We start from the raw sequence: 26,315 nt of genomic DNA, 5'->3' as shown, positions 1-26,315 counted from the left end.
CCGACGCGGTCTGGTGGGCGTGGGTCGCGGTCAGCCCGCGAACGCCCAGAACAGCAGCGCGCCGTAGGCGACCGAGGTGAGCGAGGTCACCGACAGGGCGACGACCAGTTCGCGCGGCAGCCGGTAGGTCCACACGATCAGCACCGCCGCCGCGGCGGGGATGAGCCCCAGCAGCACCAGCCAGGCGATCGGGTAGAACGGCGCCAGCAGCAGCACCAGGGCGAAGGGCGCCGTCACGAGCACGGTGAACAGGATCTGCGACCAGCGGCGGCCGATCAGCACCGTCAGCGTGCGCTTGCCCGCGACGCGGTCCTGGTCGATGTCGCGCAGGTTGTTGGCCACGAGCACGGCGCACGCGAACATGCCCGCCGCGACACCGCCCACCCACGCCTCGTCGGGCACGAACCCGACCTGCACGAACGTGGTGCCGACGGTGGCGACAAGCCCGAAGAAGACGAACACCACGACCTCGCCGAAGCCGTAATAGCCGTAGGGGCGCTTGCCGCCCGTGTAGAACCAGGCCGCGACGATGCACACCGCCCCGACGGCCAGCATCCACCAGTGCCCGGTGCGCACGACGATCGCCAGGCCCGTGACGGCCGCGATGCCGAAGAACGCCAGGGCCACCGCGAGCACGGCGCGCGGCGACGCCTTGCGCGACGCGGTGAGGCGGGCGGGGCCCACGCGGTGGTCGTCGGTGCCGCGGATGCCGTCGCTATAGTCGTTGGCGTAGTTGACGCCGATCTGCAGCGCCAGGGCGACGATGAGGCAGCAGAGGGCGATGACCCAGTGGAACGGGCCCTCGACGATCAGGGCCGCGCCGGTGCCGATGAGGATGGGCGTGATCGCCAGCGGCAGGGTGCGCAGGCGCGCCGCGCCGATCCAGTCACCCAGGGTCGCCGGCTCGACCCGGCTGGGGTCTTGCGACTCGTGCGCCTTCTGCGGGTTGCCGTGATGCCGCTGCTTCTTCGGCCCGTGCTTCTTCTTCGTGCGTCCTGCCACGAAGGTTCATCCTAGATCCGCGCGCCGCCCCCGCCCGCCGCCCCCGCCCCCGTGGGCGCGGTGGGGCGGTGGGCCGATGGGGCGGGCGGCGGGCGGGGCGGTGGGTCGGGCGGGCGGTGGGCCGGTGGGGCGGTGGGTCGGTGGGTCGGTGGGACTCGATGGCGCAGCCACCGCACCATCGGTCGGGTCCGTGGAGCGGAAGTAGCGTCCGCGGCCACAGGAGCAACCACCAGCCCCACCGGTCCGACGGATGGTTCGCCCGGCGCTTCGGAGGCGGGCGCCGCGAGCCCGGTCGGGCGGCGTACCCGGCCCACCCGGGGTCGGACCACCAGCCACCGCCCGCCCACCCGCCCGGGCCCCGGCGGCGCACCATCCGTCGGGACCGTGGGGCAGAAGTAGCGTCCGCAGCCATAGGAGCAACCACCAGCCCCACCGATCCGACGGATGGTGCGGCCCCGGAGCCCCGGAGCCCCGACCCGCCGAAGCTCAGGCCCGGAGGGCGAGGGCGCGCAGGGCGACGCGGTCGGGCTTGCCGTTGGGGAGCACCGGGATCACGTCCACCGGCAGCACCGCACGAGGGCGGGCGGGTGCGCCGAGCTCGGCTCCGACGGCCTCGCGAACCAGTGCGAGCGGGTCGGTGTGCGCGGCGCGCGCGGCGGCATCCAGGGCCACCACCGACGCCTCCCCCCACCGCTCGTCGGGCACGGGCACCACGACGGCGCCGGCCAGGCCGGGCAGCGCCCGCACGGCCTGCTCCACCCGGTCGAGGGAGATGTTGACGCCGCCCGAGACGATCACGTTGTCGCGGCGCCCGGTCACCCGCAGCACCCCGTCATCCAGCACTCCCGCGTCGCCGGTGCGATACCAGCGGATGCCGTCGGCATCGGGCACGAACGCGGCGGCGGTGCGCTCGGAATCGCCCAGATAGCCGTCGGCGAGCATCGGCCCCGTCAGCTGCACCTCGCCGTCGGCGATGCGCACGCGCACTCCGGGCAGCGGCACGCCGTCGTACACGCATCCGCCGGCGGTCTCGCTCGATCCGTAGGTGCGCACGATGCGCACGCCCGCGGCGGCGGCGCGTTCGGCGAGGGCAGGCGGAAGGGCCTGCCCACCGACGAGCACGGCGGCGAAGCCGGCCAACCCGGTGTCGGTGCCGGCGTCTTCGGCGTCGAGCAGGGTCTGCATCTGCGCCGGCACGAGGGAGGTGTAGGTGGGCACGGCGGTGTCGCCGATGCGCGAGCGCATGGTCGCGGCGAGCGCGGCGAAGCCGCCCGCGGTGAACGAGCCCGACAGCAGCGCCGGCTCGTGCCCGGCCATGAGGCTCCGCACCAGCACCTGCACGCCGGCGATGTAGGTGGCCGGCAGCGCCAGCAGCCACCGCCCCTCTCCGATGCGCTCGGCGGTGGCGGTCACGCTCGCGATGAGCGCCGACCGGCTCAGCACGACGCTCTTGGGGTAGCCGGTCGAGCCCGAGGTGGTCACAACAACGGCGGTGCCGGGCGGCACCGGCAGCGGCGCGTCGTCGTCGGAGGCGCCCAGTCGCAGCGCGGGCCCGGCTCCGTCGATGACGGCGCGCAGTCCGCGCAGCACCTCGGTGGCGTGCATCGTCGGCCTCAGAAGTGGTACGGGAACGCCGACCAGTCGGGGGCGCGCTTCTCGAGGAACGAGTCGCGCCCTTCGACGGCTTCGTCGGTGCCGTAGGCCAGGCGCGTGGCCTCGCCGGCGAACACCTGCTGGCCGACCATGCCGTCGTCGACGGCGTTGAACGCGAACTTCAGCATCCGGATCGCCGTGGGCGACTTGGTGAGGATGGTGCGGGCCATCGCGAGCGCCTCGCGCTCGAGGTCGGCGTGGGGCACGACCCGGTTGACGGCGCCCATCTCGTAGGCGCGCTGGGCCGAGTACTCCTCGGCGAGGAAGAACACCTCGCGCGCGAACTTCTGCCCCACCTGCCGAGCCATGTACGCCGAGCCGTACCCGGCGTCGAACGAGCCGACGTCGGCGTCGGTCTGCTTGAAACGGCCGTGTTCGGCGGATGCCACGGTCAGATCGCACACGACGTGCAGCGAGTGTCCGCCGCCGGCCGCCCACCCGGGCACGACGGCGATGACGACCTTGGGCATGAAGCGGATGAGTCGCTGCACCTCGAGGATGTGCAGGCGCCCGGCACGGGCCGGGTCGGCGACGGATGCCTCGTCGTCGCTGTACTTGTAGCCGTCGCGGCCCCGGATGCGCTGGTCGCCGCCGGAGCAGAACGCCCAGCCGCCGTCCTTCGCGCTGGGCCCGTTGCCGGTGAGCAGCACGACGCCGATGCGCGGGTTCTGCCGGGCGATGTCGAGCGCGCGGTACAGCTCGTCGACCGTGTGCGGGCGGAACGCGTTGCGCACCTCGGGCCGGTCGAACGCGATGCGGGCGACGCCGCCGTCGACGGAGACGTGCGCGGTGATGTCGGTGTAGTCCTCGGCGCCGGGCGCGAGCACCCACTCGGCGGGGTCGAACAGGTCGGAGACGGTCACCCGCCCAGCCTACGCGGGCGTCACACGCGCACGGGGGGCTCGGGCCTGCCTCTAGCCTGGGACGCGTGACCACGACTTCCCGCATCCTGACGCTCGCCGCCACGGCGGCCCTCGCCTTCGGCCTGTCCGCCTGTTCCGGTTCGGCGGCCCCCGCCGGCTCCGCCACCACCACGCCGTCGCCGACGACTGCGGCGTCGGTCGTCACCGACGCCGCGTGCACCGACGATGAGGGCGTCACGCTCGTCGTCGACGCATCGGCGCTCGAGGGCGGCGAGAAGACCGAGCACTGCCTGGCGACGTCGGATGCCGTCACCGCCGGCGACGCGTTCACCACCGCCGGCTTCGAGACCGAGGGCACGACCGAGTACGGCGACCAGGTCGTGTGCCGTGTCGACGGTCTGCCGTCGGCGACCGAGCCGGTCGGCTCGACCGAAGACCCCGCCTACGTGGAGGCCTGCGAGGCGATGCCCGCCGCGTTCGCCTACTGGTCGCTGTGGGTCAAGCCCGCCGGCGGCGACTGGGACTACGCCCAGGAGGGCCTCGCGACCCAACAGGTCGCCCCCGGCGACAGCGTCGAGCTGCTGTTCACCCTCGATGGGGCGCCGGCCGCCCCGTGAGGTTCCGATCCGGACCGATGAAGGCCGCGGCGGTTCTCGCCGCGGCCTTCATCGCCGTCCGGGTCGTCTATCGGGTGCTCTTCCACGGCGCCGACGGCGCCGGCGCGGTGGTGCTGCCCCTCCCCCTGTGGCGCCTGCCCGCGCCGTTCGCGCACGTCGAGCTGCTGGGGCCGGCCACGGTCGACGGGCTGTGGACGGCCGCGGTCAGCGCGGTGCCGATCGCGCTGACCATCCTCGCGTTCGGGCTGCTCAGCTCGGTGATCGACATCGCGCGCCTGCTCTCGCGCGCGGCCCGCTCCGGTCCCTTCCGCGGGCTCGCCCGGGCGCTGGCGGTGGCGTGGGCGACGCTGCCGTCGCTGGCGGATGCCGTGCGCGCGGCGCGACTGGCCGCCCGACTGCGCGGCGAGCGCGCGGGGGTGCGGCTGCTGGCGCCGGTGCTGCAGCGGGCGATCGAGCGCGCCACCGCGGTCGCGGCCGCGCTCGAGCTGCGCGGGTATGCGGGGCGGGGGCTCGAGGGCGACTGCACGCACCCCGTGGTGCTGCAGCAGGCCGCGGCGGGCTTCGGCTCGGCAGGCTCCGCCGCGACGGTGTGCGCCGACGACCTCGCGCTGGCTCCGGGCACGCTGACACTGCTCACCGGCGACACCGGGTCGGGCAAGACCACGCTGCTGCGCGCCCTCAGCGGGTTGCACTCGCACCTCGACGGCGGGTGGCTGACCGGCCGGATGCAGATCGTCGGCGTCGACCGCGCGGCCACACCCCCGCGTGACACCGCCCGAACGGTGGGCGTGGTGCTCCAGCATCCGCGTGAGGGGTTCGCCACAGCGCGCGTCGATGACGAGATCGCGCTGGCCCTCGAGCTGCGCGGGGTCGCCGCCGTCATCCGCACCGCGCGCGTGGCCGAGGTGGCGGGGCGCCTGGGCATCACGGCGCTGCTCGGCCGCGACCTGCGAGGCCTCTCGGCGGGTGAGGCGACGCTGGTGGCGATCGCGGCGGCCGTCGTCGACCACCCGATCCTGCTGCTGGTCGACGAGCCGCTGGCCGACCTCGACCGGCAGGCCCGCGCGCGCATCGTGGCGGCGCTCGACGCCCTGGCGCACACCGCGGGCGTGTGCGTCGTGGTCGCAGAGCACCGCGCCGACGCCTTCGCGGGCATCGCCGACGGTTTGCTGCGCGTCGCCGACGGCCGGGTGGCGCCCGCGGGGTTGGGGCACGGGGGGTTGAAGCCTGGCGAGCTGCCGCCCGGGGGGTTGGGGCACGGGGCCTTGGGACACGGGGCCGCGGCGCACGGGGCCGTGGCGCCTGGGGCCGTGGCGCCTGTGGGGCTGCCGTCCGGGGGGTTGGCGCCCGGAGGGCTGCCGTCCGGGGGGTTGGGGCACGGCGCCGCGGCGCACGGGGCCGTGGCGCCCGGAGGGCTGCCGTCCGGGGGGTTGGGGCACGGGGCCGCGGCGCACGGTGGCGATCCCTCGGATGCCACACGCACCCGCTCCTCCCGATCCGCGCCGGGGGCGGAGCCCGCGGTGCTCGACCGGGCCGGCATCACGGTGCGCCACGGCGCGCATGTGGCGGTGCGCGACGCGGCCGTGACGCTGTTCCCCCGCGAGATCGTCGCTCTGACCGGGCCCAACGGCGCCGGCAAATCGAGCCTGCTGATCGCTCTGGCGACGGGCGAGCGCACGGCGGCGCTCGTTCCCGACGCCTCGGACGACCTGTTCGTGCGCGACACCGTGCGCGCCGAGTGCCGCCGCGCTGACCGCCGCGCCGCCCGCGACCACCGTGTCACCGGCGACCACGGACCCGGCGCCGCCCGCGCCGCCGGGTCGAGGGCGGCCGGTTCGACGGCCGGCCGCTTCGCCGGGCTGTTGGGGCTCGCGCCCGCCGATGCGACGTTCACCCGCCTGCTGGACACCCATCCGCGCGACCTGTCCGCCGGGCAGCGCCGGTGTCTGGCGATCGCGCTGCAGACCGCGCGGCACCCCGCCGTGCTGCTGGTCGACGAGCCGACACGGGGCCTCGACCCCGCCGCCCGCGCGCTCGTGGCGAACGCACTGGTCGCCCAGGCCGATGCCGGTGCCGCGGTGCTCATCGCCACCCACGACGCCGCGTTCGTCTCGTCCATCGTCGACCGCGTCCTCCCCCTCGCCGCCGGCTCCCTCTCCCCCTCCCACCCCGTCCCCGACGCCCCCGCCATCGCGCCCTCCCACCCCGTCCCCGACGCCCCCGCCGTCGCCCCTTCCGGCGCCGGCACCGCGGCCCCGACCGGGCTCCCACCGGCCGACCTTCGCACCATCGGTCGGATCGGTGGGGCTGATGAACACTCCTGTGGCCGCCCAGGCGACTGCTGCCCCACCGGCCCGACGGATGGGCCAGCCGCCGCCCCCACCACGACCGACGTCCCAGCCGTAACCGACGCCCCCGACGGCGCCGTCACGGCCGACTCCCTGGACACGTCCGACGCCCCCGACGCCCCGCCCGTCGAACCCGAGACGCCACCCTCCGAGCGCCGCGGCGCCACCCGCCCTCACGTCCTCTTCCACACCATCCGTCGGATCGGTGGGGCTGGTGGTCACTCGCGTGACCGCCGAGACGACTCCCGCCCCACGGGCCCGACGGATGGGTCGGGCGACGCCCTCCACGCCGCGGCCCCGCCCGCCCATCGAGCCGATGCCCAGGTTCCGGCGGCCCCCGGCCGCACCCCCGACGCCGCGGCCCCGCCCGCCCATCGACCCGACGCCCTGGTTCCGGCAACCCCCGGCCGCACCCCGCACGCCGCGGCCCCGCCCGCCCATCGACCCGATGCCCAGGTTCCGCCAGCCCCCGGCCGCACCCCCAACCCCGACACCTCCCACCGCCCCACCCCCGGCGCCGCCCACCGCCCCGCACCCGACGCCTCCCACCGCCCCACCCCCACCGCACCGCGCTGGCGCACCGCCGCGCTGGTGGCCGCGAACGTCGCGGCGCTGGCGGCGTTCTGCTGGCCGCTGGTGGCCAGCGCCGTGCCCGCGCAGGCGCAGGCCGCTGTGCCCTACATCGCCCTCGCGATCGCGCCGCTCGCCGTGCTGGTCGTGCTCGCCGCCCTCGACACCTCGGTGCGGTCGGCGCACACCCTCGCCCACCTCGCGGTGCTGGCCGCGCTCGGCGCGGCAGTGCGCATCGCGAGCACCGGCGTGGGTGGGGTCGAAGCGCTGTTCGTGCTGCTGATCCTCGCCGGCCGGGCGTTCGGCCCGCGGTTCGGGCTGCTGCTGGGGGCGGCGTCGATCGCGGTGTCGGCCGTGCTGTGGGGCGGGGTGGGGCCGTGGCTGCCGTTCCAGATGTTCGCGTGCGGCTGGGTGGGCGCGGGTGCGGGGCTGCTGCCGCGCCGGGTGCGCGGGGCGGGCGAGATCGCGATGCTGTGCGTCTACGGCATCGCGGCGTCGTACCTGTTCGGGCTGCTGATGAACCTATGGTTCTGGCCGTTCGCCGTGGGCGGCCAGGCGAGCATCTCCTACGTCGCGGGCGCGCCGCTCGCGCAGAACGTCGGCAGCTTCCTCGTCTACTCGCTCGTCACCTCGACGGCCGGGTGGGACACCCTCCGCGCGATCACGACCGTGATCGGCGTGCTGGTGCTCGGCCGCGTGGCCCTGTCGTCGCTGCGCCGCGCCCGACCGGTGGCGGCACCCCTGACAACGTCGGCGCCGCTCGCTAGAGTCACGACATGACCGCCACGATCCGGCCGCTCACCCGCGACGAGATCGGCTCTGCAGAGCTGTGGCCGCTGCTGTGGGAGGCGACCGGCGTCGAGGCCGATGCGCTGCCGTGGGTGCGCGACGTCGAGCTGCCCCGGCTCGACGTGATCGGATGCTTCGATCCCGGCATCGTCGGCTTCGCGGCCTCGACGGTCACCGGCGGCGCCGTGGTGCTGCGCTACATCGCCGTCGATCCCGACCGTCGCGGCCAGGGGATCGGCCAGAAGCTCATCGATGCCGTGCGCCGCGCGCACAGCGCCCTGCCGGTGCGCACGGATGCCGACGCGGAGGCGATCGGCTTCTACGCCGACGTCGGCTTCGAGTTCGAGACGGTGGGCCCCGCCGACCGTCCCCGCTACGCCTGCACGGCGCCGCCGCTCGGCGACCCCGCCGACCTCACCCTGGCCGCCTACCGCGCCGGGGCGCTGCTCTACATCCAGACCACGCCGATCGGCAGCGGCCTCTCCCCGCTGGCGGCGGCGCTGGTGGCGCAGGCCCGACCCGGCGGCAGCGTGCTCGAACTCGGCACCGGGCCGGGCCGCGACGCCGATGCGCTCGAGGCGGCCGGGCTGGTCGTCGACCGCACCGACGCGGCGGCGCCCTTCGTCACGCTGCAGCGCGCCGCGGGGCACGCCGGTCGCCTGCTCGACGTGCGGGCCCCCGATTTCGGCGGCCCGTACGATGCGGTGTTCGCCAACGCGGTGCTACTGCACGTGCCCCGCGCGCAGTTGCGCGGCGTGCTCGCGACCGCCCTGCGCGCCACCGTCCCGGGTGGCGCGATCGCCGCCTCGTTCAAAGAGGGCGACGGCGACGGGTGGTCGACCCACAAGCTCGCCGCCCCGCGCCACTACACCTACTGGCGCGCCGAGGCGCTGGGCGAGGCGTTCCGCGCGGCGGGCTGGCGCGAGATCGAGGTCACCGACATCACGGCGCCCGGCGCCGCCGACCGCTGGCTGGGCGTGATCGCCCGGCGCCCGGCATCCGCCAGACGCGGGCGCTGACGATGCTCGCCGTCGGCTCGATCGTCATCCGCGTGAGCGACAGCGCCCGCCAAGAGGCGTTCTGGAGCGCGGCGCTCGACTACGTCGCGGGGCATCGCTCCGACGACTTCGTGCTGCTGCGCCCGCGGGAGGGCGCGGGGGTGAGCGTGTCGCTGGATGCCGTCGCGTCCGAGCGCGCGCTGCCGCCGCGCATCCACCTCGACCTCTACGCCGACGATCAGGGTGCCGAGGTCGCCCGGCTGATCGCGCTGGGGGCGCGCGAGGTGCACTGGGACGGGCGGCCCGCCGACGCCGACTACGTCATCCTCGAAGACCCCGAGGGCAACCGGTTCTGCGTCGTCGATGCGGCCGGATGGGCGGGCTGGTCGGCTCACCGCGAAGGCTGAACCTCACCGTGAGGATGACCCTCCGCGGCAGGGGGACGGCTCCCGGCGCCCCTCTTCACGTGCGATGCTGGAAGGGTGGCATCCTTCCCGACGGACGCCACGGAAGGGCCTCGCCGTGAAGATCACCAACTCCTCAGACTGGCGAGACGCCCTCCCCTTCGAGACCCCCGTGCTCGCCTCCGAGGCCGTGCCCGGTGAGCCCACCCGCTGCGCGGGATGCGGGGCGGATGCCGTCGCTCTGCCGCGCACCGAGCTGTGGGCCCTGAAGCACCGGCATCCCAACAACCCCGCCGGATTCGTGCGCTTCTACTGCCTCGACCACCGACCCGCCGTGAAGTCGGCGCCGGTCGCGCCGGTGCGTGCCGCGCGCGCACCCTCCGGTCGGGCACGAGCCGAGCGTGCCGAGCGCCGTCCCGCCGCGCCGAAGGTGCCCGAACGCGTCGCGGCCCTCTGCCCCGAGTGCTTCGTCGAGGTGCCCCCGAGCGGCGTCTGCGGCATGTGCGGCACCCGCGTCGGCTGACGCCCCGCGCCGCGCTCAGTCGTCGGCGACGACCACGCCGGCGAACGGAGTGAGCGTGCGCAGCACCTCGCCGTCTTCGGTGAGGTAGAGCGTGAGCGTGCCCCCGGTGAGCATGGGGTCGCCTTCGCCGTAGGGCTGGGCGGCGCACGTGTCGGCGGTCGACACCACCCGCAGCTCCTCGCCCGCGTCGACCTCTCCCGCCACGGCCTTCTCGACCGTCACGGCGTAGGCGTTCATGTCGAAGCCCATCAGCTTCTCGGTGCCGTCGGGGCGCACCTCGCCCACGACCGCCACGACGTCGGCATCCTCGGCCATCTGCTCGTCGGTGAGGTACTCCACCCACGACGCGCATGCCTGGGTCTCGCCGATGCCGAACACCTGCATGCCCCCGCATCCGGCGAGCGCGGCCGTCACCGCGGCGAGGGCGACCGCCCCGCCGATCCGCATGTCGCGCCGCCGGTCACGCCGCCCGTCCCGCCGTCGCATGGAGCCTCCCTCGCACGCCTTCGCTCCCGCCATCCTTCCACCGGGCGCGCGGAGGCGCGAGGTCACACCGAGAAGTACTTGGCCTCGGGGTGGTGGAACACGAACGCGTCGGTGGACTGCTCGGGGTGCAGCTGCAGCTCTTCGCTGAGCTCGACGCCCATGCGCTCGGGGCGCAGCAGCTCGACCACCTTCCGACGGTCCTCCATGTCGGGGCAGGCCGGGTAGCCGAGCGAGAAGCGCGCGCCGCGGTACTCCAGCTTGAACAGGCCGGCGGTGTCGGTCGGGTCTTCGGCGGCGAAGCCGAGCTCGTCGCGGATACGGGCGTGCCAGAACTCGGCCAGCGCCTCGGTGAGCTGCATGACCAGTCCGTTGAGCTCGTAGTAGTCGCGGTAGCGGTCTTCGGCGAACAGCTTCGCGGTGGCCTGGTCGATCGCCGCCCCCGCCGTCACCAGCTGCACCGGCAGCACGTCGACGACGCCCGCGTCGCGGGAGCGCACGAAGTCGGCCAGGCACAGGTGGCGGTCACGGCGCTGCCGCGGGAAGTGGAAGCGCAGCCGGTCGCCGCCCAGCACGGCCCCGGCAGCACCGGCTGCCCCGGCGACGGATCCGCCGTCGGGAGCGAGCAGGCCCGGGGTGCCGAGCAGCCCCGTGGGGTCGTCGCCGTGGTGCAGCACCACGAGGTCGTCGCCGTCGGAGACCACCGGGAAGTAGCCGTAGGCCACCGACGCGTCGAGCATGCCCTCGGCGAGGATGCGGTCGAGCCAGTAGCGCAGCCGCGGCCGGCCCTGGGTCTGCACGAGCTGCTCGTACGACAGCCCGTCCTCGCCCCGCCCCGGCTTGAGCCCCCACTGGCCCATGAACGTGGCGCGCTCGTCGAGGTAGGCGGAGTAGTCGGCCAGGGCGATGCCCCGCACGATGCGGGTGCCCCAGAACGGCGGCGACGGCACCGGGTTGTCGGCGGCGACATCGGAGCGCGCGGGCATGTGCTCGGGCTCGGTGACCGTCAGCAGCGAGCCTTCGCGGTGGATGCGCTGCTTCAGCGCGGGAAGACCCACCGATGCCGGGTCGGCGCCGCGGGCGATGCGCACGAGCGGCTCCATCAGCGCGAGCCCCTCGAACGCGTCCTTCGCGTAGCGCACCTCGCCGTCGAAGAGCCCCGCGAGATCGGACTCGACGTAGGCGCGGGTGAGGGCGGCCCCGCCCAGGATCACCGGCCACTTGCCGGCGAGCCCGCGCGCCTGCAGCTCTTGGAGGTTCTCCTTCATCACCACGGTCGACTTCACCAGCAGACCGCTCATGCCGATGACATCCGCGTCGTGCTCTTCGGCGGCGGCGATGATGTCGGCGATCGGCTGCTTGATGCCCAGGTTGATCACGTCGTAGCCGTTGTTGGTGAGGATGATGTCGACGAGGTTCTTGCCGATGTCGTGCACGTCGCCGCGCACGGTGGCCAGCACGATCGTGCCTTTGCCCCCGGCATCCGCCTTCTCCATGTGCGGTTCGAGCAGGGCGACGGCCGTCTTCATGACCTCGGCCGACTGCAGCACGAACGGCAGCTGCATCTGCCCCGAGCCGAACCGCTCGCCGACGACCTTCATGCCTTCCAGCAGCTGTTCGTTGATGATGTCGAGGGCCGTCATGCCGTCGGCGCGAGCGAGGTCGAGGTCGGCCTCGAGGCCCTTCAGCTCGCCGTCGATGATGCGGCGCTGCAGGCGCTCGCCCACCGGGAGGGCGGCGAGCTCGGCGGCGCGCTGGTCGCGCAGGGCGGCGGTGTCGACGCCCGCGAACAGGTCGAGCATGACCGCGAGCGGGTCGTAGACGAGGTTGCCCTCGTCGTCGTAGCGCCGCCGGTCCCACACCAGGTCGAGCGCGACGGTGCGCTGCTCGTCGGGCAGGGAGGCCAGGGGCACGATCTTCGCCGCGTCGACGATCGCGCTCGTGAGCCCCGCCTGGGTCGCCTCGTGCAGGAACACCGAGTTGAGCACCGAGCGGGCGGCGGGGTTGAGCCCGAACGACACGTTCGAGACGCCGAGGGTGGTCTGGATGCCGGGATACTTCGCCACGAGTGCGCGGATCGCCTCGATGGTCTCGATCGCGTCGCGGCGGGTCTCCTCCTGGCCGGTCGCGATCGGGAAGGTGAGGCAGTCCACGACGATGTCCTCGACGCGCATCCCCCAGTCGCCGACCAGCTCATCGACCAGCCGCGACGCGATGCGCAGCTTGTCGACGGCGGTGCGCGCCTGCCCCTGCTCGTCGATGGTCAGGGCGATCACCGCGGTGCCGTGCTCCTTGACGAGCGGCATGATGCGTCCGAACCGGGATGCCGGCCCGTCGCCGTCTTCGTAGTTGACCGAGTTGACTACGGGGCGCCCGCCGACCAGCTCCAGACCCGCCTGGATGACGCCGGGCTCGGTCGAGTCGATCACGAGCGGCAGGGTGGATGCCGAGGCGAACCGCGACACGACCTCGCGCACGTCGGCGACACCGTCGCGGCCCACATAGTCGACGCACACGTCGAGCAGGTGCGCGCCCACGCGCGTCTGGTTGCGCGCGATCTCGACGCAGTCGTCCCACCGGCCCTCGAGCATCGCCTCGCGGAACGCCTTCGATCCGTTGGCGTTGGTGCGCTCGCCGATGGCGAGGTAGGAGGCATCCTGCGCGAACGGCACGTGCTGGTACAGCGACGCCACCCCCGGCTCCACCTCCGCACCCCCGCCCCGCCCCGTCGTCGAGCGAGCCGCACCCCCGGTCGTTGAGCCAGCCGCAGGCGAGTCGAAACGCCCCACCGCCCCTCCGGTCGTTGAGCGAGCCGCAGGCGAGTCGAAACGCCCCACCGCCCCCGAGGCGTCTCGGTCCCCCGCGTCCCCCTCGCTCAACGACCGCGACGGGCGCAGCCGCCCCACGACGGCGGCGAGGTGCTCGGGCGTCGTGCCGCAGCATCCGCCGACCAGGCCGATGCCGAACTCGCGCACGAACTGCTCGTGCGCGGTGGCGAGCTCGTCGGGCGAGAGCGGGTAGTGCGCGCCGTCGGCGGTGAGCACCGGCAGACCCGCGTTGGGCATGCAGGCGATCGTGACGGTGGAGTGCTTCGACAGGTGCCGCAGGTGCTCGCTCATCTCGGCAGGGCCGGTCGCGCAGTTCAAGCCGATGGCATCCACCCCGAGCGGCTCGAGCGCGGTGAGGGCGGCGCCGATCTCCGAGCCCATGAGCATGGTGCCGGTGGTCTCGACGGTCACCTCGACGAAGATCGGCAGGCGGATGCCGCGCGCGACGATCGCCTGCTTGCAGCCGTTGACGGCGGCCTTGGTCTGCAGCAGGTCTTGCGAGGTCTCGACGAGGAAGGCGTCGGCGCCGCCGTCGATGAGCCCCTCGGCCTGCAGGGCGAACGTGTCACGCAGGTGCGCATAGGTGGTGTGGCCCAGCGACGGCAACTTGGTGCCCGGACCCATCGAGCCCAGCACCCACCGCATCCGCCCGTCGGCGACCTCCGCCGCCTCGGCACGCTCCCGCGCGATGCGGGCGCCGGCTTCGGCGAGCTCGGCGATGCGGTCGTCGATGCCGTAGTCGGACAGGTTCGACCAGTTGGCTCCGAAGGTGTTGGTCTCCACGGCATCCACGCCGACCGCGTAATAGGCGTCGTGGATGGCGGCGACGACGTCGGGGCGCGTCTCGTTGAGGATCTCGTTGCACCCCTCGAGCCCGGCGAAGTCTGTCTCGATCGACAGCTCGTGACGCTGCAGCATCGTGCCCATGGCCCCGTCGGCGACGACGACGCGTTCGGCGAGGGCATCCAGCAGCGCCTGCGCGCGGGGCGGGCGGGGCACGCCGTCGATGTCGAGGGCGAAGCGAGGCGAAGTCACGGCGCGATTCTACGGCGGCGGGCGACGGCGCCCGGCGTCGATGACGTGACCATCCGTCGGATCGGTGTGACACGTGTCGACTCGGCCGGGCGCCCGGAATACAGCAGCCCCACCGATCCGACGGATGGTGCGCCATCGCGACTCATCGTCGATGGCGCATCGCGGTGCGGGCAGGCAGGATGGGTGAGTGAGCAGCGCCGCACCGATCGACATCCCCCCGCTCGCCGACATCCTCGCCACCGCGCGGGTGGTGGCGCTGCCGCTCACCACCCGCTTCCGCGGGGTCGACGTGCGCGAAGCCGTGCTCTTCGAGGGCCCCCGCGGCTGGACCGAGTTCTCGCCGTTCGTCGAATACGAGGATGCCGAGGCGTCCACCTGGCTCGCCGCCGCCATCGAGTACGGGTGGGATGCCGTGCCGGCGCCGCACCGCGACGCGGTGCCGGTCAACGCGACCGTGCCCGCCGTCGCCGCCGCCGATGTGCCCGCCGTGCTCGCCCTGTTCGACGGATGCCGCACGGCCAAGGTGAAGGTCGCCGAACGCGGGCAGTCGCTCGCCGACGACGTCGAGCGGGTGCGGGCGGTGCGCCGCGAGATGGGCCCCGAGGGTCGGGTGCGCGTCGACGCCAACGGCGGCTGGAACGTCGACGAGGCCGAGCGCGCCCTCCACGCGCTGTCGGAGTTCGATCTGGAGTACGCCGAGCAGCCGTGTGCGACGATCGACGAGCTCGCCGACCTGCGCGAGCGCCTGGCCGACTGGGACATCCCGATCGCCGCCGACGAGTCGGTGCGCAAGGCCGCTGATCCGCTCGCCGTCGCGCGCGCCGGGGCCGCCGACCTGCTCGTCATCAAGGCGCAGCCGTTGGGGGGGATCCGCCGCGCGCTGGAGATCGTCGCCGAGGCGGGCCTTCCCGCCGTCGTCTCGAGCGCCCTCGACACCAGCATCGGACTGTCGATGGGCGTCGCGCTGGCCGCTGCCCTCCCCCGCCTCGACTACGACTGCGGGCTGGGCACGGCCTCCCTGCTGGCCGCCGACGTGACCGCGGCGCCGCTGCGGCCGCGCGGCGGCGTGCTCCCCCTCGAGCGCCCCGCCGCCGATGCGGCGCTGCTCGATGCGCACCGCGCCGCCCCCGAGCGGGAGCAGTGGTGGCTAGAGCGCCTGCGCCGCTGCCACGCCCTCCTCCCCTGAACCCGGAACGAGACCGCACCCCGGATCGAGATCGCACCCGGAACGAGATCGCACCCGGACCGAGATCGCACCCGGAACGAGATCGCGCGCCGTCGACGGCCCCAGCGCCCGGTCAGCCGGCGAGCACGCCCGCGACCCCGGTGAGCGCCTCGGGCTGCAGCCGGTAGTACGCCCAGGTGCCGCGCTTGGACCGGGAGAGGAACCCCGCCTCGGTCAGCACCTTCAGATGGTGCGACACCGTCGGCTGCGAGAGCCCGATGGGGGCGATGAGGTCGCAGACGCACGCCTCCTGCCCCTCGGAGGCGGCGACGATCGACAGCAGTCGCAGCCGAGCGGGATCGGCGAGCGCTTTCAGCGTGGCGGCGAGCCGCTCCGCGTCGTCGTGCCCGAGCGGCTCGCGCACCAGCGGTGCACAGCAGGCGACAGGCCTCGCGGAGACGTCGGCGACCTCGAGCATCGTGACCATGCATCGATACTAGTCGATATTGACAGTGATCGATAGACCGCCCATACTGACATCGATGTTCGTCGATATCCTGCGGAGGACCTCATGACACTGATCGACCTCACCCCGCGCGCGGCGCTCACCGACCGTCTCGCGACGCTGCCGGTGGTCATCATCGGAGCGGGGCCCATCGGCCTCGCCGCGGCGGCGAACCTCGTCGAGCGCGGCATCGAGTTCACCGTGCTGGAAGCCGGCGACGCCGTGGCGTCGTCGGTGCGCCGCTGGGGACACACGCGGCTCTTCTCCCCGTGGCGCCATCTCATCGACCCCGCCTCCCGCCGCCTGCTCGCTGCGGCCGACTGGCATCCTCCGCTCGACGAGGGGCGGGCGCCGACGGGGCACGAGCTCGTCGACGAATACCTCACGCCGCTGGCGGGCCTGGCCGCGATCACACCGCATATCGCGTTCGGCACCCGCGTGGTCGCCGTCTCACGGGAGGGCATGGATCGCACCCGCACCGCGGGGCGGGCCGAGGCCCCTTTTCTGCTGCGGATCGAGACCGCCGGCGGTCGGCGCGACGACATCACCGCGCGCGCGGTGATCGACGCATCCGGCACGTACACCTCCCCGAACCCGCTCACCTCCTCCGGCCTCGACCCGCTCGGAGTCGCCGACCTCGACGGGCTGATCGTGCAGGCCCTCCCCGATGTGCGCGGCGCCGACCGGGCGCGGTTCGCGGGGCGCCACACCACCGTGGTCGGTGCCGGACACTCGGCCGCCAACACCCTCATCGCACTGACCGAGCTCGCCGAAGCGGTCCCGGGCACCCGGGTCAGCTGGCTCATCCGCAACGCGGCGGCCGCGCGCGTGTCGTCCTCTGCCGACGACGAGCTCGCCGACCGGGCCCGGCTCGGGTCTCGCGTCGATCAGCTGGTCGCCGCCGGCTCGATCGAACGGATCGACTCGTTCGAGATCTCCGACGTGCGGCGTCGCGACGGCAGAGCGCAGCTGATCGGACGGCGGCGCGGCGAACCGGCCGCCCACGACACCGATCTCGTGGTCAATGCCACCGGCTTCCGTCCCGATCTCGAGATGCTGCGGGAGGTGCGCCTCGGGGTGGACGAGATCGTGGAGGCGCCGGTGCGCCTGGCACCGCTGATCGACCCGAACCTCCACTCCTGCGGCACCGTGGCCCCGCACGGCTTCGATGAACTCCGGCACCCGGAACCGGGGCTGTTCGTCGTCGGCATGAAGTCGTACGGCCGCGCCCCGACGTTCCTGCTGGCGACCGGTTACGAGCAGGTGCGCTCCGTGGTGGCGTGGCTGGACGGTGACATGAGCGCCGCGACGCGGGTGCAGCTGACCCTGCCGGCGACCGGAGTGTGCTCAGTCGACCCGGTCGGCACGGGCGCGTGCTGCTCATGACGCGCATCCGGCCCCTCACCGCAGCCGACTGGCCCCGGGTCGAGGAGATCTTCGCCGCCGGGATCGCCGGGGGCGAGGCGACGTTCGAGACGAGCACGCCGACCTGGGAGCAGTTCGACGCCGGCAAGGCGGCAGATCTCCGGCTGGTGGCCGCAGACGACACCGGCGCCGTACGCGGCTGGGCGGCGGCCTCCCCCGTGTCGACCCGCTCGGCGTATCGCGGCGTCATCGAGCATTCCGTCTACGTCGACCCGTCGCATCACGGCCAAGGCATCGGTCGGACGCTGCTGGTCGCGCTCATCGCCGCGGCCGACGGCGCGGGGTATTGGACGATCCAGTCGAGCATCTTCCCCGAGAACGTCGCGAGCCTCCGCCTGCACGAGTCGGCGGGCTTCCGCGTGGTCGGGCGGCGGGAGCGGATCGCACAGTCGACGCGGGGTCCGCACGCAGGGCGGTGGCGCGACACGATCCTGGTCGAACGGCGCAGCGGCCTCGCGGGACGCTGACCCGCCCGCCCGCCCCACCCCGCGCCCACCCCGCGCCCGCCGCCGCACGACCACCCCGTCGACCCCGAGACATAGACTCGCGTCTATGACTTCGCAGGCGCGGGGCGCCGGACTCGGCGTGATGGCCGACCCCACGCGCACGAGGATCCTGCGCCTCATCGACGACGCCCCCGACGGGCGCGCGCTGGTCGGGAAGATGGCCGAGCACCTCGACCTCCGCCAACCCACGGTCAGCCACCACATGGCAGCCCTGCACGCTGAGGGTCTCGTGGTGCGCCAGCGCGAGGGGCGCCGCACCTGGTACTCGCTCCACCCCGACCGTCAGAGCCGCATCCGTGCGTTGCTGGGCACGGCCCCGGCCACGGTCGACGAGCCCGACTGGCGACGCGTGGTCGACGATCTCGCCGCGCGCTATCGCGGCACCGTCAGCCGCGAGACGGTCGCCCGCTGCGTCGCCGAGTCGCGCGACCTGCTCGCCGCCGCCGGGACGGCACCACTGCTCGCCTCCCGCACCGCGACCTTCGCCGCGACCCGCCTCGACGACCTGCAGCGCACCGCCCACCCCGCCTCCGAGGTGCCGACCGTGCTGTTCGTCTGCGTGCAGAACGCGGGGCGCTCTCAGCTCGCGGCAGCGATCCTGCGCCGGCTCGCCGGCGACCGCGTGATCGTCCGCAGTGCCGGGTCGGCGCCGGCGACCGAGGTGCGCCCGGCGATCCTCGCCGCCCTCGACGAGATCGGCGTCGCCGTCGGAGCCGAGTTCCCCAAGCCCCTCACCGACGACACCGTGAGGGCCGCCGACGTCGTGGTGACGATGGGATGCGGTGACGCGTGCCCCGTCTATCCGGGCCGGCGCTACCTCGATTGGGATCTCGAAGACCCGCTCGACAAGCCGCTCAGCGTGGTCCGCGGCATCCGCGATGACATCGACGGTCGCGTGCGTGCGCTCCTCGACGAACTGTTCCCCGGCGATGCGGCATCCGTCGCGTCGTGACCCATAGATCTTCATCTATGCTTTTGTCGACCACGGAAACGAGACCACCATGAGCGACACGCCCACCGTCCTGTTCGTCTGCGTCCACAACGCCGGACGCTCGCAGATGGCCGCCGGCTACCTGCAGCACCTCGCCGGCGACCGCATCGAGGTGCTGTCGGCGGGCTCCGAGCCGAAAGACCGGATCAACCCGGTCGCGGTGCAGGCGATGGCCGAAGAAGGCATCGACATCGCCGCGAACACCCCGAAGCTGCTCACCGTCGACGCGGTCAAGGAGTCCGACGTGGTGATCACGATGGGCTGCGGCGACGCGTGCCCGATCTTCCCCGGCAAGCGCTACGAGGACTGGCAGCTCGATGACCCCGCCGGTCAGGATGCCGACACCGTGCGGCGCATCCGCGACGACATCCGCCGTCGGGTCGAGGCTCTCATCGGCGAGCTGGCGCCCGCCGGCGACCGGTCGTGACCGGCCCGCGGTGACCGTCGACTCCCCCGCCCTCACCCGCACGCCCCTGTGGCGACGGGCGCTGGCCGAGTTGCTCGGCACGGGCCTGCTGGTCACCGTCGTCGTCGGCTCGGGCATCGCCGCGTCGCGGCTGTCGACGGATGCCGGGCTGCAACTGCTCGAGAACTCCGCCGCGACCGCACTGGGACTCGGGGCGCTGATCCTGCTGCTCGCACCCGTCTCGGGTGCGCACTTCAACCCGGTCGTCTCGCTCGCCGACGCCGTGCTGGGCCGCCGCGACCGCACCGGCCTCGCGCCCACGGCACTGCTGGTCTACGTCGCAGCCCAGCTCATCGGCGCGGTCGGCGGCGCGGTGCTGGCCGACGCCATGTTCGCCGTCCCCTCCGCGATCTCCCGCACCGAGCGGGCCACCCCGGCGACCTTCCTCGCCGAGGTCGTGGCCACCGCGGGCCTGGTGCTGCTGATCATCGGGCTCACCCGCGCGCACCGCAGCGTGCCGGTGATCGCCGCCGCCGTCGGCGGTTACATCGGCGCGGCCTACTGGTTCACCAGCTCGACCTCTTTCGCCAACCCCGCCGTCACCGTCGGGCGCATCTTCACCGACACCTTCGCCGGCATCGCGCCCGCCTCCGCCGTCCCGTTCATCGGCGCGCAGCTCGTGGGCGCCGCCGTCGCGGTCGGGCTCGCGCTCCTGCTGTTCCCCGAGCCGGGGCGCATCCCCGAGCCGCGGCGCATCGACGCCCTCGAGACGCCCTGACGCCGCGGCATCCGCCGGCGTTCGGATGCCGTCATGGTCGGCCCCGGGTCGCGATGCCGCGACTGACGCCACCCCGGGTCGCGACCCGCGGTCAGGCCGCGGGCGGGTCGAACAGCAGCGCCGCGACGCGCTCCATGCGGGCATTGAGCTGCACGGTGACCTCGTCGGCGTCGGCGCCCTCGAGCAGCGCGCGCGTGCACGTGTCGTCGGCCACGTCGACGAGGAGGCGCGCGGCCTCGTCCAGCGGCAGGCGCATCCGCAGGCCGTAGGCGTCGACCACCAGGCGGATGATCTCGCCGACCCGGCCGGCCATGGCATCCTGCCAGCCGAGGTAGGCGGCGGCCAGACGCGCGTCGCGCAGGGCCTGGGTGCGCAGTTCGCTGATGAGGTGCGGCTCGAGGTCGGCTCCGACGCCGCGGCCGATCACCTCGTGCACGAGCAGGGCGGGGTCGACGTTGTCGCGGGGGCCGAGGTCGCGCACGCGCACGGCGACCTCTTCGAGCTTGGCCTCGGTGAGCTGGCTCACGAGCGCGATGAACAGTTCGTCCTTCGACTCGAAGTTCGAATAGAACGCGCCGCGGGTGAAGCCCGCACGTTCGCAGATCGTCTCCACCGACGCGGCATCCATGCCGACCTCGGCGAACACCTCGTGCGCGGCGTCGAGCAGGCGGGCGCGCGTCTGTTCGCGGCGGCGCGACCCGGCGCGGGTGGCTGTCTCCGTCATCGCGGCTCCTTCCTGCTGCCCATGTTCACACCCACTGCCCAGACTTGCACGGCGTGACGCCCTTAGGATACATCTATGTATTGGATACAGCGCTGTATCGATCGTCCGTGACCCACCCACCCCGGAGCGCCCGTGTCCACACTCCTGTACTCCCTCGGCCGTTGGTCCTACCGCCACTCCTGGCGCGTGCTGGTCTCGTGGCTCGTGCTCCTGGGCATCGCCGGCGGCAGTGTCGCGCTCTTCGCCGGCAGCACCGACAACTCGTTCTCGATCCCGGGCACCGAGGCGCAGGAGGGCATCCAGCTGCTCGACCGCACCTTCCCGCAGGCCAGCGGCGCCAGCGCGCAGCTGGTGGTCGTCGCCCCTGAGGGCACCTCGGTCGAAGACGAGCCGCTGCGCGGCGACATCGAGGCCGTCGCGAGCACCCTGGGCGACATCGAAGGCGTCACCGCCGTCACCGACCCCTACAACGAGATGGTGCAGGGTCTCATCTCCGACGACGGCCAGGCCGCCATCGTGCAGCTGCAGTTCGACGGGCAGGCCACGAGCGTCTCCGACGAGACCATCGACGCGGTCACCGCCGCCGCCGACGACTTCCGCGCCGCAGCGCCCGAGGGCACCCGCTCGGCGCTGGGCGGCGACCTGTTCTCCACCTCGATCCCGGCGCTGTCGATCATCGAGGCGGTGGGCGTGCTCATCGCCCTGTTCGTGCTGATCATCACGTTCCGCTCGTTCGCCGTGGCCTGGTTCCCGCTCGTGAGCGCACTCATCGGCGTGGGCCTCGCGATCGCCCTCATCTACGTGTCGACGGCGTTCGCCACCATCTCCTCGACCACCCCGATGCTCGCGATCATGCTCGGCCTCGCCGTCGGCATCGACTACGCGCTGTTCATCGTCGCGCGACATCAAGACCAGGTGCGCACCGGCATGGACCCCGAGGAATCGGCCGCCCGCGCCACCGGCACCGCCGGCTCGGCGGTCGTCTTCGCCGGCGTCACCGTGCTCATCGCCCTCATCGGGCTGAGCTTCGCCGGCATCCCCTTCCTCACCACGATGGGCATCGCCGCGGCCGTCGCCGTCGCCATCGCCGTGCTCGTGGCCGTCACCCTCACCCCCGCCCTCCTCGGCTTCTCGAAGGGCCGCGTCGTCGGCTGGGGCTACGGGATGCTGCGCCGCGGGGTGCGCACGCCCCGTCGCGGCGCCGCCCCCGCCGCCGACAGCACCGGCACCGAGGCCGTCGCGACGGATGCCGCAGCGACGGACACCGACGCGGATGCCGTGGCCGCACCGGCGGCCGCGGCGAAGCGCCCCAACCGCTGGGTGATGCTCGTCACTCGGCATCCGATCGTCACCACCATCGCGGTGATCGTGACCCTCGGCGTGATGGCGATCCCCGCCGCGAGCCTGCACCTGGCCCTGCCCAACGCGGGCGTGCAGCCCACCTCCAGCGAAGCCCGCCAGGCCTACGACCTGAACGCCGAGTACTTCGGCCCCGGCTCCAACGGACCGCTCGTGATGGCGGGCACCATCGTCACCTCGACCGACCCGCTCGGCCTCATGGCAGATCTCAAGGCCGAGGTCGAAGACATCCCCGGCGTCAAGGAGGTCGCCCTGGCGACCCCCAACGAGACCGCCGACACCGGGCTCATCCAGATCATCCCCGAGACCGCGCCCGACGACCCCGCCACCGCCGACCTCGTGCGCGAGCTGCGTTCGCACCACGACGAGTGGCAGGAGAAGTACGGCGTCGACCTCAAGGTCACCGGCTTCACCGCCGTCGGCATCGACATCTCCGACCGGCTGGGCGCCGCCCTGCTCCCCTTCGGCCTGTTCGTGGTCGGGCTCTCGTTCGTCCTGCTGATGATCGTGTTCCGCTCGATCTGGGTGCCGCTGAAGGCCACGCTCGGCTACCTGCTGTCGATCCTCGCCGCCTTCGGCGTGGTGGCTGCGGTGTTCGAGTGGGGCTGGTTCGCCGAGGCGCTGCACGTCACCCGCACCGGGCCGGTCATCAGCTTCATGCCGATCATCCTCATGGGCGTGCTGTTCGGCCTGGCCATGGACTACGAGGTGTTCCTCGTCTCGCGCATGCGCGAGGACTACGTGCACAGCAGCCGCGCCCGCGGCGGCCGCGCCGACCGCGCCACCGCCATCGCCGCCGTGCGCAGCGGCTTCACGGCATCCGCCCGCGTCGTCACCGCCGCCGCCGTCATCATGTTCGCCGTCTTCGCCGCGTTCGTGCCCGAGGGCGACAGTTCGATCAAACCGATCGCGCTGGGACTCGCGGTCGGCATCGCCGTCGACGCGTTCCTCGTGCGCATGACGCTGGTGCCGGCGGTCATGGCGCTGCTGGGCGAGAAGGCGTGGTGGATGCCGCGCTGGCTCGACCGGGTGCTGCCGCACTTCGACATCGAGGGCGAGGCCGTCGAGCGCGAGCTGAAGCTCGCCGAGTGGCCCGAGCCGGGCTACACCGGACCCCTCGTGGGCGAGGGCGTCGGCGTCGCGGCCGAAGGCGGGTCGCGCACCGGCGACATCACACTGTTCTCGGATGCCGACTTCCGCATCGACCACGGCGGCACGCTGCTGGTCACGGCGGCAGATCCCCGCGCCGGGCGGGCGTTCGTGCTCGCCGTCGCCGGTCGCGTCGACCCGAGCGCGGGGCGCCTGCGCGTGGGCGGGCACCTGCTGCCCGGTCGCGCCGCCTGGGTGCGCGCCCACGTCGGCGTCGCTCTGCTCGACGGTGCCGCCGACCCCCTCGGCGAACTGCGCCGCGCGGTGGGCGGGCGCACCCGTCTCGCCGTGATCGACGGGCTCGACACCCTCACCGGCGCCGAGCGCGACCAGGCCGCCGCCATCCTGCGCGACGCGGCCGCGTCGCCACGCACGCGCCGCGGGGATGCCGCGGTGCCGCTGTCCCTCGTCGTGTCGGCCCGCCGCGAAGGCCCCGCCCTCGACATCCTCTCCGACGCGCACCGCCCGGGCATCACCTCGCTGGCGCTGCGCACCCGACCCACCGAGACTTCCATCGACTCGCAGGTGATCTCCTCATGACCCTCCCCATCGAACGCGCCCGCTCCCGCAAGCCCGTCACCTGGCTGACCCTGGTCGGCGTGCTGCTGCTGCCCGTCGTCATCGGCGGCATCCTCATCGCCGCGCTGTACAACCCCACCGAGCGTCTCGACGCGATGAGCGTCGCCGTCGTCAACGACGACGAGCCGGTCACCATCAACGGGCAGACCGCGCCGCTGGGCCGCCAGCTCACCGCCGGCCTGGTCGAGGGGTCCGACGAGGTGCCCAGCAACCTCACCTGGACCATCTCCAACGCCGACGACGCGGCCGAGGGACTGGCCGACGGCACCTACAACGCCGTCGTCACCATCCCCGAGAACTTCTCGGCCGCCGCGACCTCCACGGCGCCCGGATCGACGCCCGAGCGCGCGACCATCGAGGTCTCGACCTCGCCCGACAGCCTCATCGTCGACGACGCCATCACCGCCCAGGTCACCCAGGCCGCCGCCGCGCTCATGGGCCGGCAGCTGTCGGAGGTCTACCTCGAGAACGTCTTCCTCGGCTTCACCACGCTCGGCGACCAGCTGGGCGAGGCCGCCGACGGCGCCCACCAGCTCGCCGACGGCGCCGCACAGGCCGCCGACGGCGCCGCGCAGCTGCCCGACGGCGCGACCCAGCTCGCGTCGGGGGCGTCGCAGCTCGGCGACGGCGCCACGCAGATCGCCGACGGCGTCGGCGGACTGGGCGACGGCGCCACCCAGCTCGCGGGGGGCCTCGGCACGATCGCCGGCAAGACCCGCGAAGCCGCCGCGGGCGCCCAGCAGATCGCCGACGGCGCGACCGGCGGCGCCGCGCAGCTGCGCGCCACCGGGCTCGTTCCCGCCGAACTGTCCGACGTCGCCGACCGCACCGCGACCACCGCGGCCGCCGCCGCGTCGGGCACGACGCAGTACCTCGCGGGCCTGAAGCTGCTGTCCGACGGCTGCGTGGCATCCGGTGCCGCCCCGGCCTACTGCGACCAGCTCACCGCCGCGGTCGACGTGACCGACATGCAGGGCGCCGGCGGTCTCGTCGCCGCGACGCAGGGCACCCAGGCGCTCGCCCAGGGCCTGCAGGGCGGACTCACGCAGTTCGACACGCAGGCCACCGAGCAGATCGCCGGGCAGCTCGACGCGCTCGGCGCGGGCGTGGGCACGCTGGCCGGCGGCCTCGGCCAGCTCGCCGGCGGCATCGACCAGTCGGCCACCGGCGCCGATCGCCTGGCCGACGGGGCGGGGCAGCTGCAGACCGGAGCCTCGGGCATCGCGACCGGCGCCACGCAGCTCTCCGACGGCGCCACCCAGCTCGCCGACGGCGCGACGCAGCTCTCCGACGGCGTCGCGCAGGTCGCCGACGGCACCGGGTCGCTGGCCGACGGGCTGTCGCAGGCCGTCGACCAGGTGCCCTCTTACACCGACGCCGAGGCCACGGACCTCGCCGGCGTGGTCGCCGACCCGGTGGCCGCCGAGGGCATCGGATCCGACTTCTTCGGCGCCTCCGCCATCCCGCTCCTGACGATGCTCGCCCTGTGGTTCGGCGGCCTGGCCTCGTTCGTCGCGCTGCAGGCGGTGCCCCGCGGGGCGCTCACCTCGCGCCGCCCGTCGATCGCGCTGGCCGCGCGCAGCCTCCTGCCCGCCGCCGGCATCGGTGCGGCCCAGGGCGCCCTGGTGGCCGGCATCGTGCAGATCGCCGCCGGATACGACGCGGGCACCTGGTGGGTCTTCGCCGCCCTGTGCGTGGTCGCCGGCATGGTGTTCGCCGCCGTGAACCAGGCCCTGGTCGCCGTGTTCGGCGGCGCGGGCCGGTGGCTGGCCGCCCTGGTGGGTGTGCTCGCCGTCGCCACGGGCATCGTCTCGACCGCGCCGGGAGTGCTGGCATCCGTCGCCGGCCTCATGCCGACCACCCCCGCCTACAACGCGATGCTCGCCGCCCTCACCCCCGCCACCGGCGTGGCCGCGGGCCTGATCGGCATGATCGTGTGGGGCGCGCTCGCGTTCGTGGTCACGGTGATCGCCGTCGCCCGCCGCCGCACGACCAGCGCCGCCGCCCTGCTCAAGGCCTCGCCCGCCCTGGCCTGACCCGCGCGCGCTGCGCTCCGGAGGGGGCGGGATGCCACGGCATCCCGCCCCCTCCCCCGTTCCCGTCTGGCCCGCGGGTGCCGTGTGGGTGTTGGCGCCGGCGGGTCGCCGTCCTGCCGAGTGTCCAAGACACGCGGCATCCTCTCGCCCCCACCCGCGTGTCTTGGACACTCGCGGGGGTGCACGGCCCGGCCCCACCCCATACCCTGCTCGCGCGCCTGCTCCTGCCCCTGCCCCTGTCCCTGCCCCTGTCCCTGTCGAGTGTCCAAGACACGCGGCATCCACTCGCCCCGAGCCGCGTGTCTTGGACACTCGCGGGGGTGCACGGCCCGGCCCCGCCCCAATATCCCTGCCCCTGGGCCTGCGCCTGCGCTTGCGCCTGCCGAGTGTCCAGGACACGCGGCATCCACTCGCCCCGAGCCGCGTGTCTTGGACACTCGCACTCGCGGGGGTGCGTGCGGCATCGTCCCGCCCTCGCGTGGGGGCCGCAGCTTCCTCCCCCACGCCGAGATTCGCGCAACACTCCACAGATCGCGGATGCCGGGAACAATCCGCGCGCCGCGTGCGGTGGGATGCCGG

At 73.8% G+C, this 26,315-nt stretch carries 20 protein-coding genes; 13 read left to right on the top strand and 7 right to left on the bottom strand.

Annotation, left to right across the window (positions count from 1 at the left end; translation table 11 throughout):
• Positions 1-30: 30 nt before the first annotated feature.
• The 3 genes from N3K63_RS10750 to N3K63_RS10740 all read right to left on the bottom strand — a co-directional run bounded on the left by N3K63_RS10750 (position 31) and on the right by N3K63_RS10740 (position 3,518).
• Positions 31-1,002 carry a 1,4-dihydroxy-2-naphthoate polyprenyltransferase gene (locus N3K63_RS10750; protein ID WP_261580173.1) on the bottom strand — a complete coding sequence of 324 codons (972 nt, stop codon included), beginning with the start codon at positions 1,000-1,002 and terminating at the stop codon, positions 31-33.
• 486 nt (positions 1,003-1,488) lie between these two features.
• Positions 1,489-2,607: an AMP-binding protein gene (locus N3K63_RS10745; RefSeq protein ID WP_261580172.1), complete on the bottom strand. Its 1,119-nt coding sequence runs from the start codon at positions 2,605-2,607 to the stop codon at positions 1,489-1,491.
• Positions 2,608-2,615: 8 nt separating this feature from the next.
• Positions 2,616-3,518, bottom strand: a complete 903-nt coding sequence (locus N3K63_RS10740) for a 1,4-dihydroxy-2-naphthoyl-CoA synthase (RefSeq protein ID WP_261580171.1) — start codon at positions 3,516-3,518, stop codon at positions 2,616-2,618.
• 65 nt (positions 3,519-3,583) lie between these two features.
• Between N3K63_RS10740 and N3K63_RS10735 the strand changes: the two genes are divergently transcribed.
• The 5 genes from N3K63_RS10735 to N3K63_RS10715 all read left to right on the top strand — a co-directional run bounded on the left by N3K63_RS10735 (position 3,584) and on the right by N3K63_RS10715 (position 9,767).
• A complete protein-coding gene (locus N3K63_RS10735; protein ID WP_261580170.1) occupies positions 3,584-4,135 on the top strand; it encodes a hypothetical protein in 552 nt (183 codons plus the stop codon).
• A 17-nt stretch (positions 4,136-4,152) separates the two neighbouring features.
• Entirely contained in the window at positions 4,153-7,833 is a 3,681-nt protein-coding gene (locus tag N3K63_RS10730; RefSeq protein WP_261580169.1) for an ATP-binding cassette domain-containing protein, read from the top strand.
• Positions 7,830-8,861, top strand: coding sequence for a GNAT family N-acetyltransferase (locus N3K63_RS10725; protein WP_261580168.1), 1,032 nt, complete (start codon positions 7,830-7,832; stop codon positions 8,859-8,861). Before N3K63_RS10730 ends, N3K63_RS10725 begins: the two co-directional genes overlap by 4 nt.
• 2 nt (positions 8,862-8,863) lie before the next feature.
• A complete protein-coding gene (locus N3K63_RS10720; protein ID WP_261580167.1) occupies positions 8,864-9,247 on the top strand; it encodes a VOC family protein in 384 nt (127 codons plus the stop codon).
• A gap of 115 nt (positions 9,248-9,362) precedes the next feature.
• On the top strand, positions 9,363-9,767 hold the full coding sequence (locus N3K63_RS10715; RefSeq protein WP_261580166.1) for a glucose-6-phosphate dehydrogenase: 405 nt from the start codon (positions 9,363-9,365) through the stop codon (positions 9,765-9,767).
• Between the two features lie 15 nt (positions 9,768-9,782).
• On the opposite strand, the gene N3K63_RS10710 is transcribed toward N3K63_RS10715, so the two are convergent.
• Both N3K63_RS10710 and N3K63_RS10705 read right to left on the bottom strand, forming a co-directional pair.
• Complete coding sequence (locus N3K63_RS10710) at positions 9,783-10,253, bottom strand: hypothetical protein (protein WP_261580165.1); 471 nt, start codon at positions 10,251-10,253, stop codon at positions 9,783-9,785.
• 62 nt (positions 10,254-10,315) lie between these two features.
• A complete protein-coding gene (locus tag N3K63_RS10705) occupies positions 10,316-14,113 on the bottom strand; it encodes a methionine synthase (protein ID WP_261580164.1) in 3,798 nt (1,265 codons plus the stop codon).
• A 205-nt stretch (positions 14,114-14,318) separates the two neighbouring features.
• Here N3K63_RS10705 and N3K63_RS10700 point away from each other — a divergent pair, with 205 nt between their 5' ends.
• Positions 14,319-15,299: an o-succinylbenzoate synthase gene (locus N3K63_RS10700; RefSeq protein ID WP_261580572.1), complete on the top strand. Its 981-nt coding sequence runs from the start codon at positions 14,319-14,321 to the stop codon at positions 15,297-15,299.
• 112 nt (positions 15,300-15,411) lie between these two features.
• On the opposite strand, the gene N3K63_RS10695 is transcribed toward N3K63_RS10700, so the two are convergent.
• Entirely contained in the window at positions 15,412-15,765 is a 354-nt protein-coding gene (locus tag N3K63_RS10695; protein WP_261580163.1) for an ArsR/SmtB family transcription factor, read from the bottom strand.
• A gap of 84 nt (positions 15,766-15,849) precedes the next feature.
• Here N3K63_RS10695 and N3K63_RS10690 point away from each other — a divergent pair, with 84 nt between their 5' ends.
• From N3K63_RS10690 to N3K63_RS10670, 5 genes are all read left to right on the top strand, one after another.
• Entirely contained in the window at positions 15,850-17,169 is a 1,320-nt protein-coding gene (locus N3K63_RS10690; RefSeq protein ID WP_261580162.1) for an NAD(P)-binding domain-containing protein, read from the top strand.
• Positions 17,166-17,675: a GNAT family N-acetyltransferase gene (locus N3K63_RS10685; protein WP_261580161.1), complete on the top strand. Its 510-nt coding sequence runs from the start codon at positions 17,166-17,168 to the stop codon at positions 17,673-17,675. Before N3K63_RS10690 ends, N3K63_RS10685 begins: the two co-directional genes overlap by 4 nt.
• Positions 17,676-17,760: 85 nt before the next feature.
• Positions 17,761-18,666: a metalloregulator ArsR/SmtB family transcription factor gene (locus N3K63_RS10680; protein WP_261580160.1), complete on the top strand. Its 906-nt coding sequence runs from the start codon at positions 17,761-17,763 to the stop codon at positions 18,664-18,666.
• Between the two features lie 49 nt (positions 18,667-18,715).
• Positions 18,716-19,132: an arsenate reductase ArsC gene (locus N3K63_RS10675; RefSeq protein ID WP_261580159.1), complete on the top strand. Its 417-nt coding sequence runs from the start codon at positions 18,716-18,718 to the stop codon at positions 19,130-19,132.
• Between the two features lie 10 nt (positions 19,133-19,142).
• Positions 19,143-19,889: an aquaporin gene (locus tag N3K63_RS10670; protein ID WP_261580158.1), complete on the top strand. Its 747-nt coding sequence runs from the start codon at positions 19,143-19,145 to the stop codon at positions 19,887-19,889.
• A 91-nt stretch (positions 19,890-19,980) separates the two neighbouring features.
• On the opposite strand, the gene N3K63_RS10665 is transcribed toward N3K63_RS10670, so the two are convergent.
• Entirely contained in the window at positions 19,981-20,613 is a 633-nt protein-coding gene (locus N3K63_RS10665) for a TetR/AcrR family transcriptional regulator (protein ID WP_261580157.1), read from the bottom strand.
• Positions 20,614-20,745: 132 nt separating this feature from the next.
• On the opposite strand from N3K63_RS10665, the gene N3K63_RS10660 reads away from it, so the two are divergent.
• Positions 20,746-23,661, top strand: a complete 2,916-nt coding sequence (locus N3K63_RS10660; RefSeq protein ID WP_261580156.1) for an MMPL family transporter — start codon at positions 20,746-20,748, stop codon at positions 23,659-23,661.
• Positions 23,658-25,736, top strand: coding sequence for a YhgE/Pip family protein (locus N3K63_RS10655; protein ID WP_261580155.1), 2,079 nt, complete (start codon positions 23,658-23,660; stop codon positions 25,734-25,736). The genes N3K63_RS10660 and N3K63_RS10655 overlap by 4 nt, the downstream gene beginning before the upstream one ends.
• The last annotated feature ends 579 nt before the right edge of the window (positions 25,737-26,315 follow it).

The organism is Microbacterium festucae (genome assembly GCF_025421715.1).
GTDB lineage: Bacteria > Actinomycetota > Actinomycetes > Actinomycetales > Microbacteriaceae > Microbacterium > Microbacterium festucae.
Note: the sequence above shows the minus strand (reverse complement) of the source record. Positions and strands in the feature narration are given on the sequence as shown.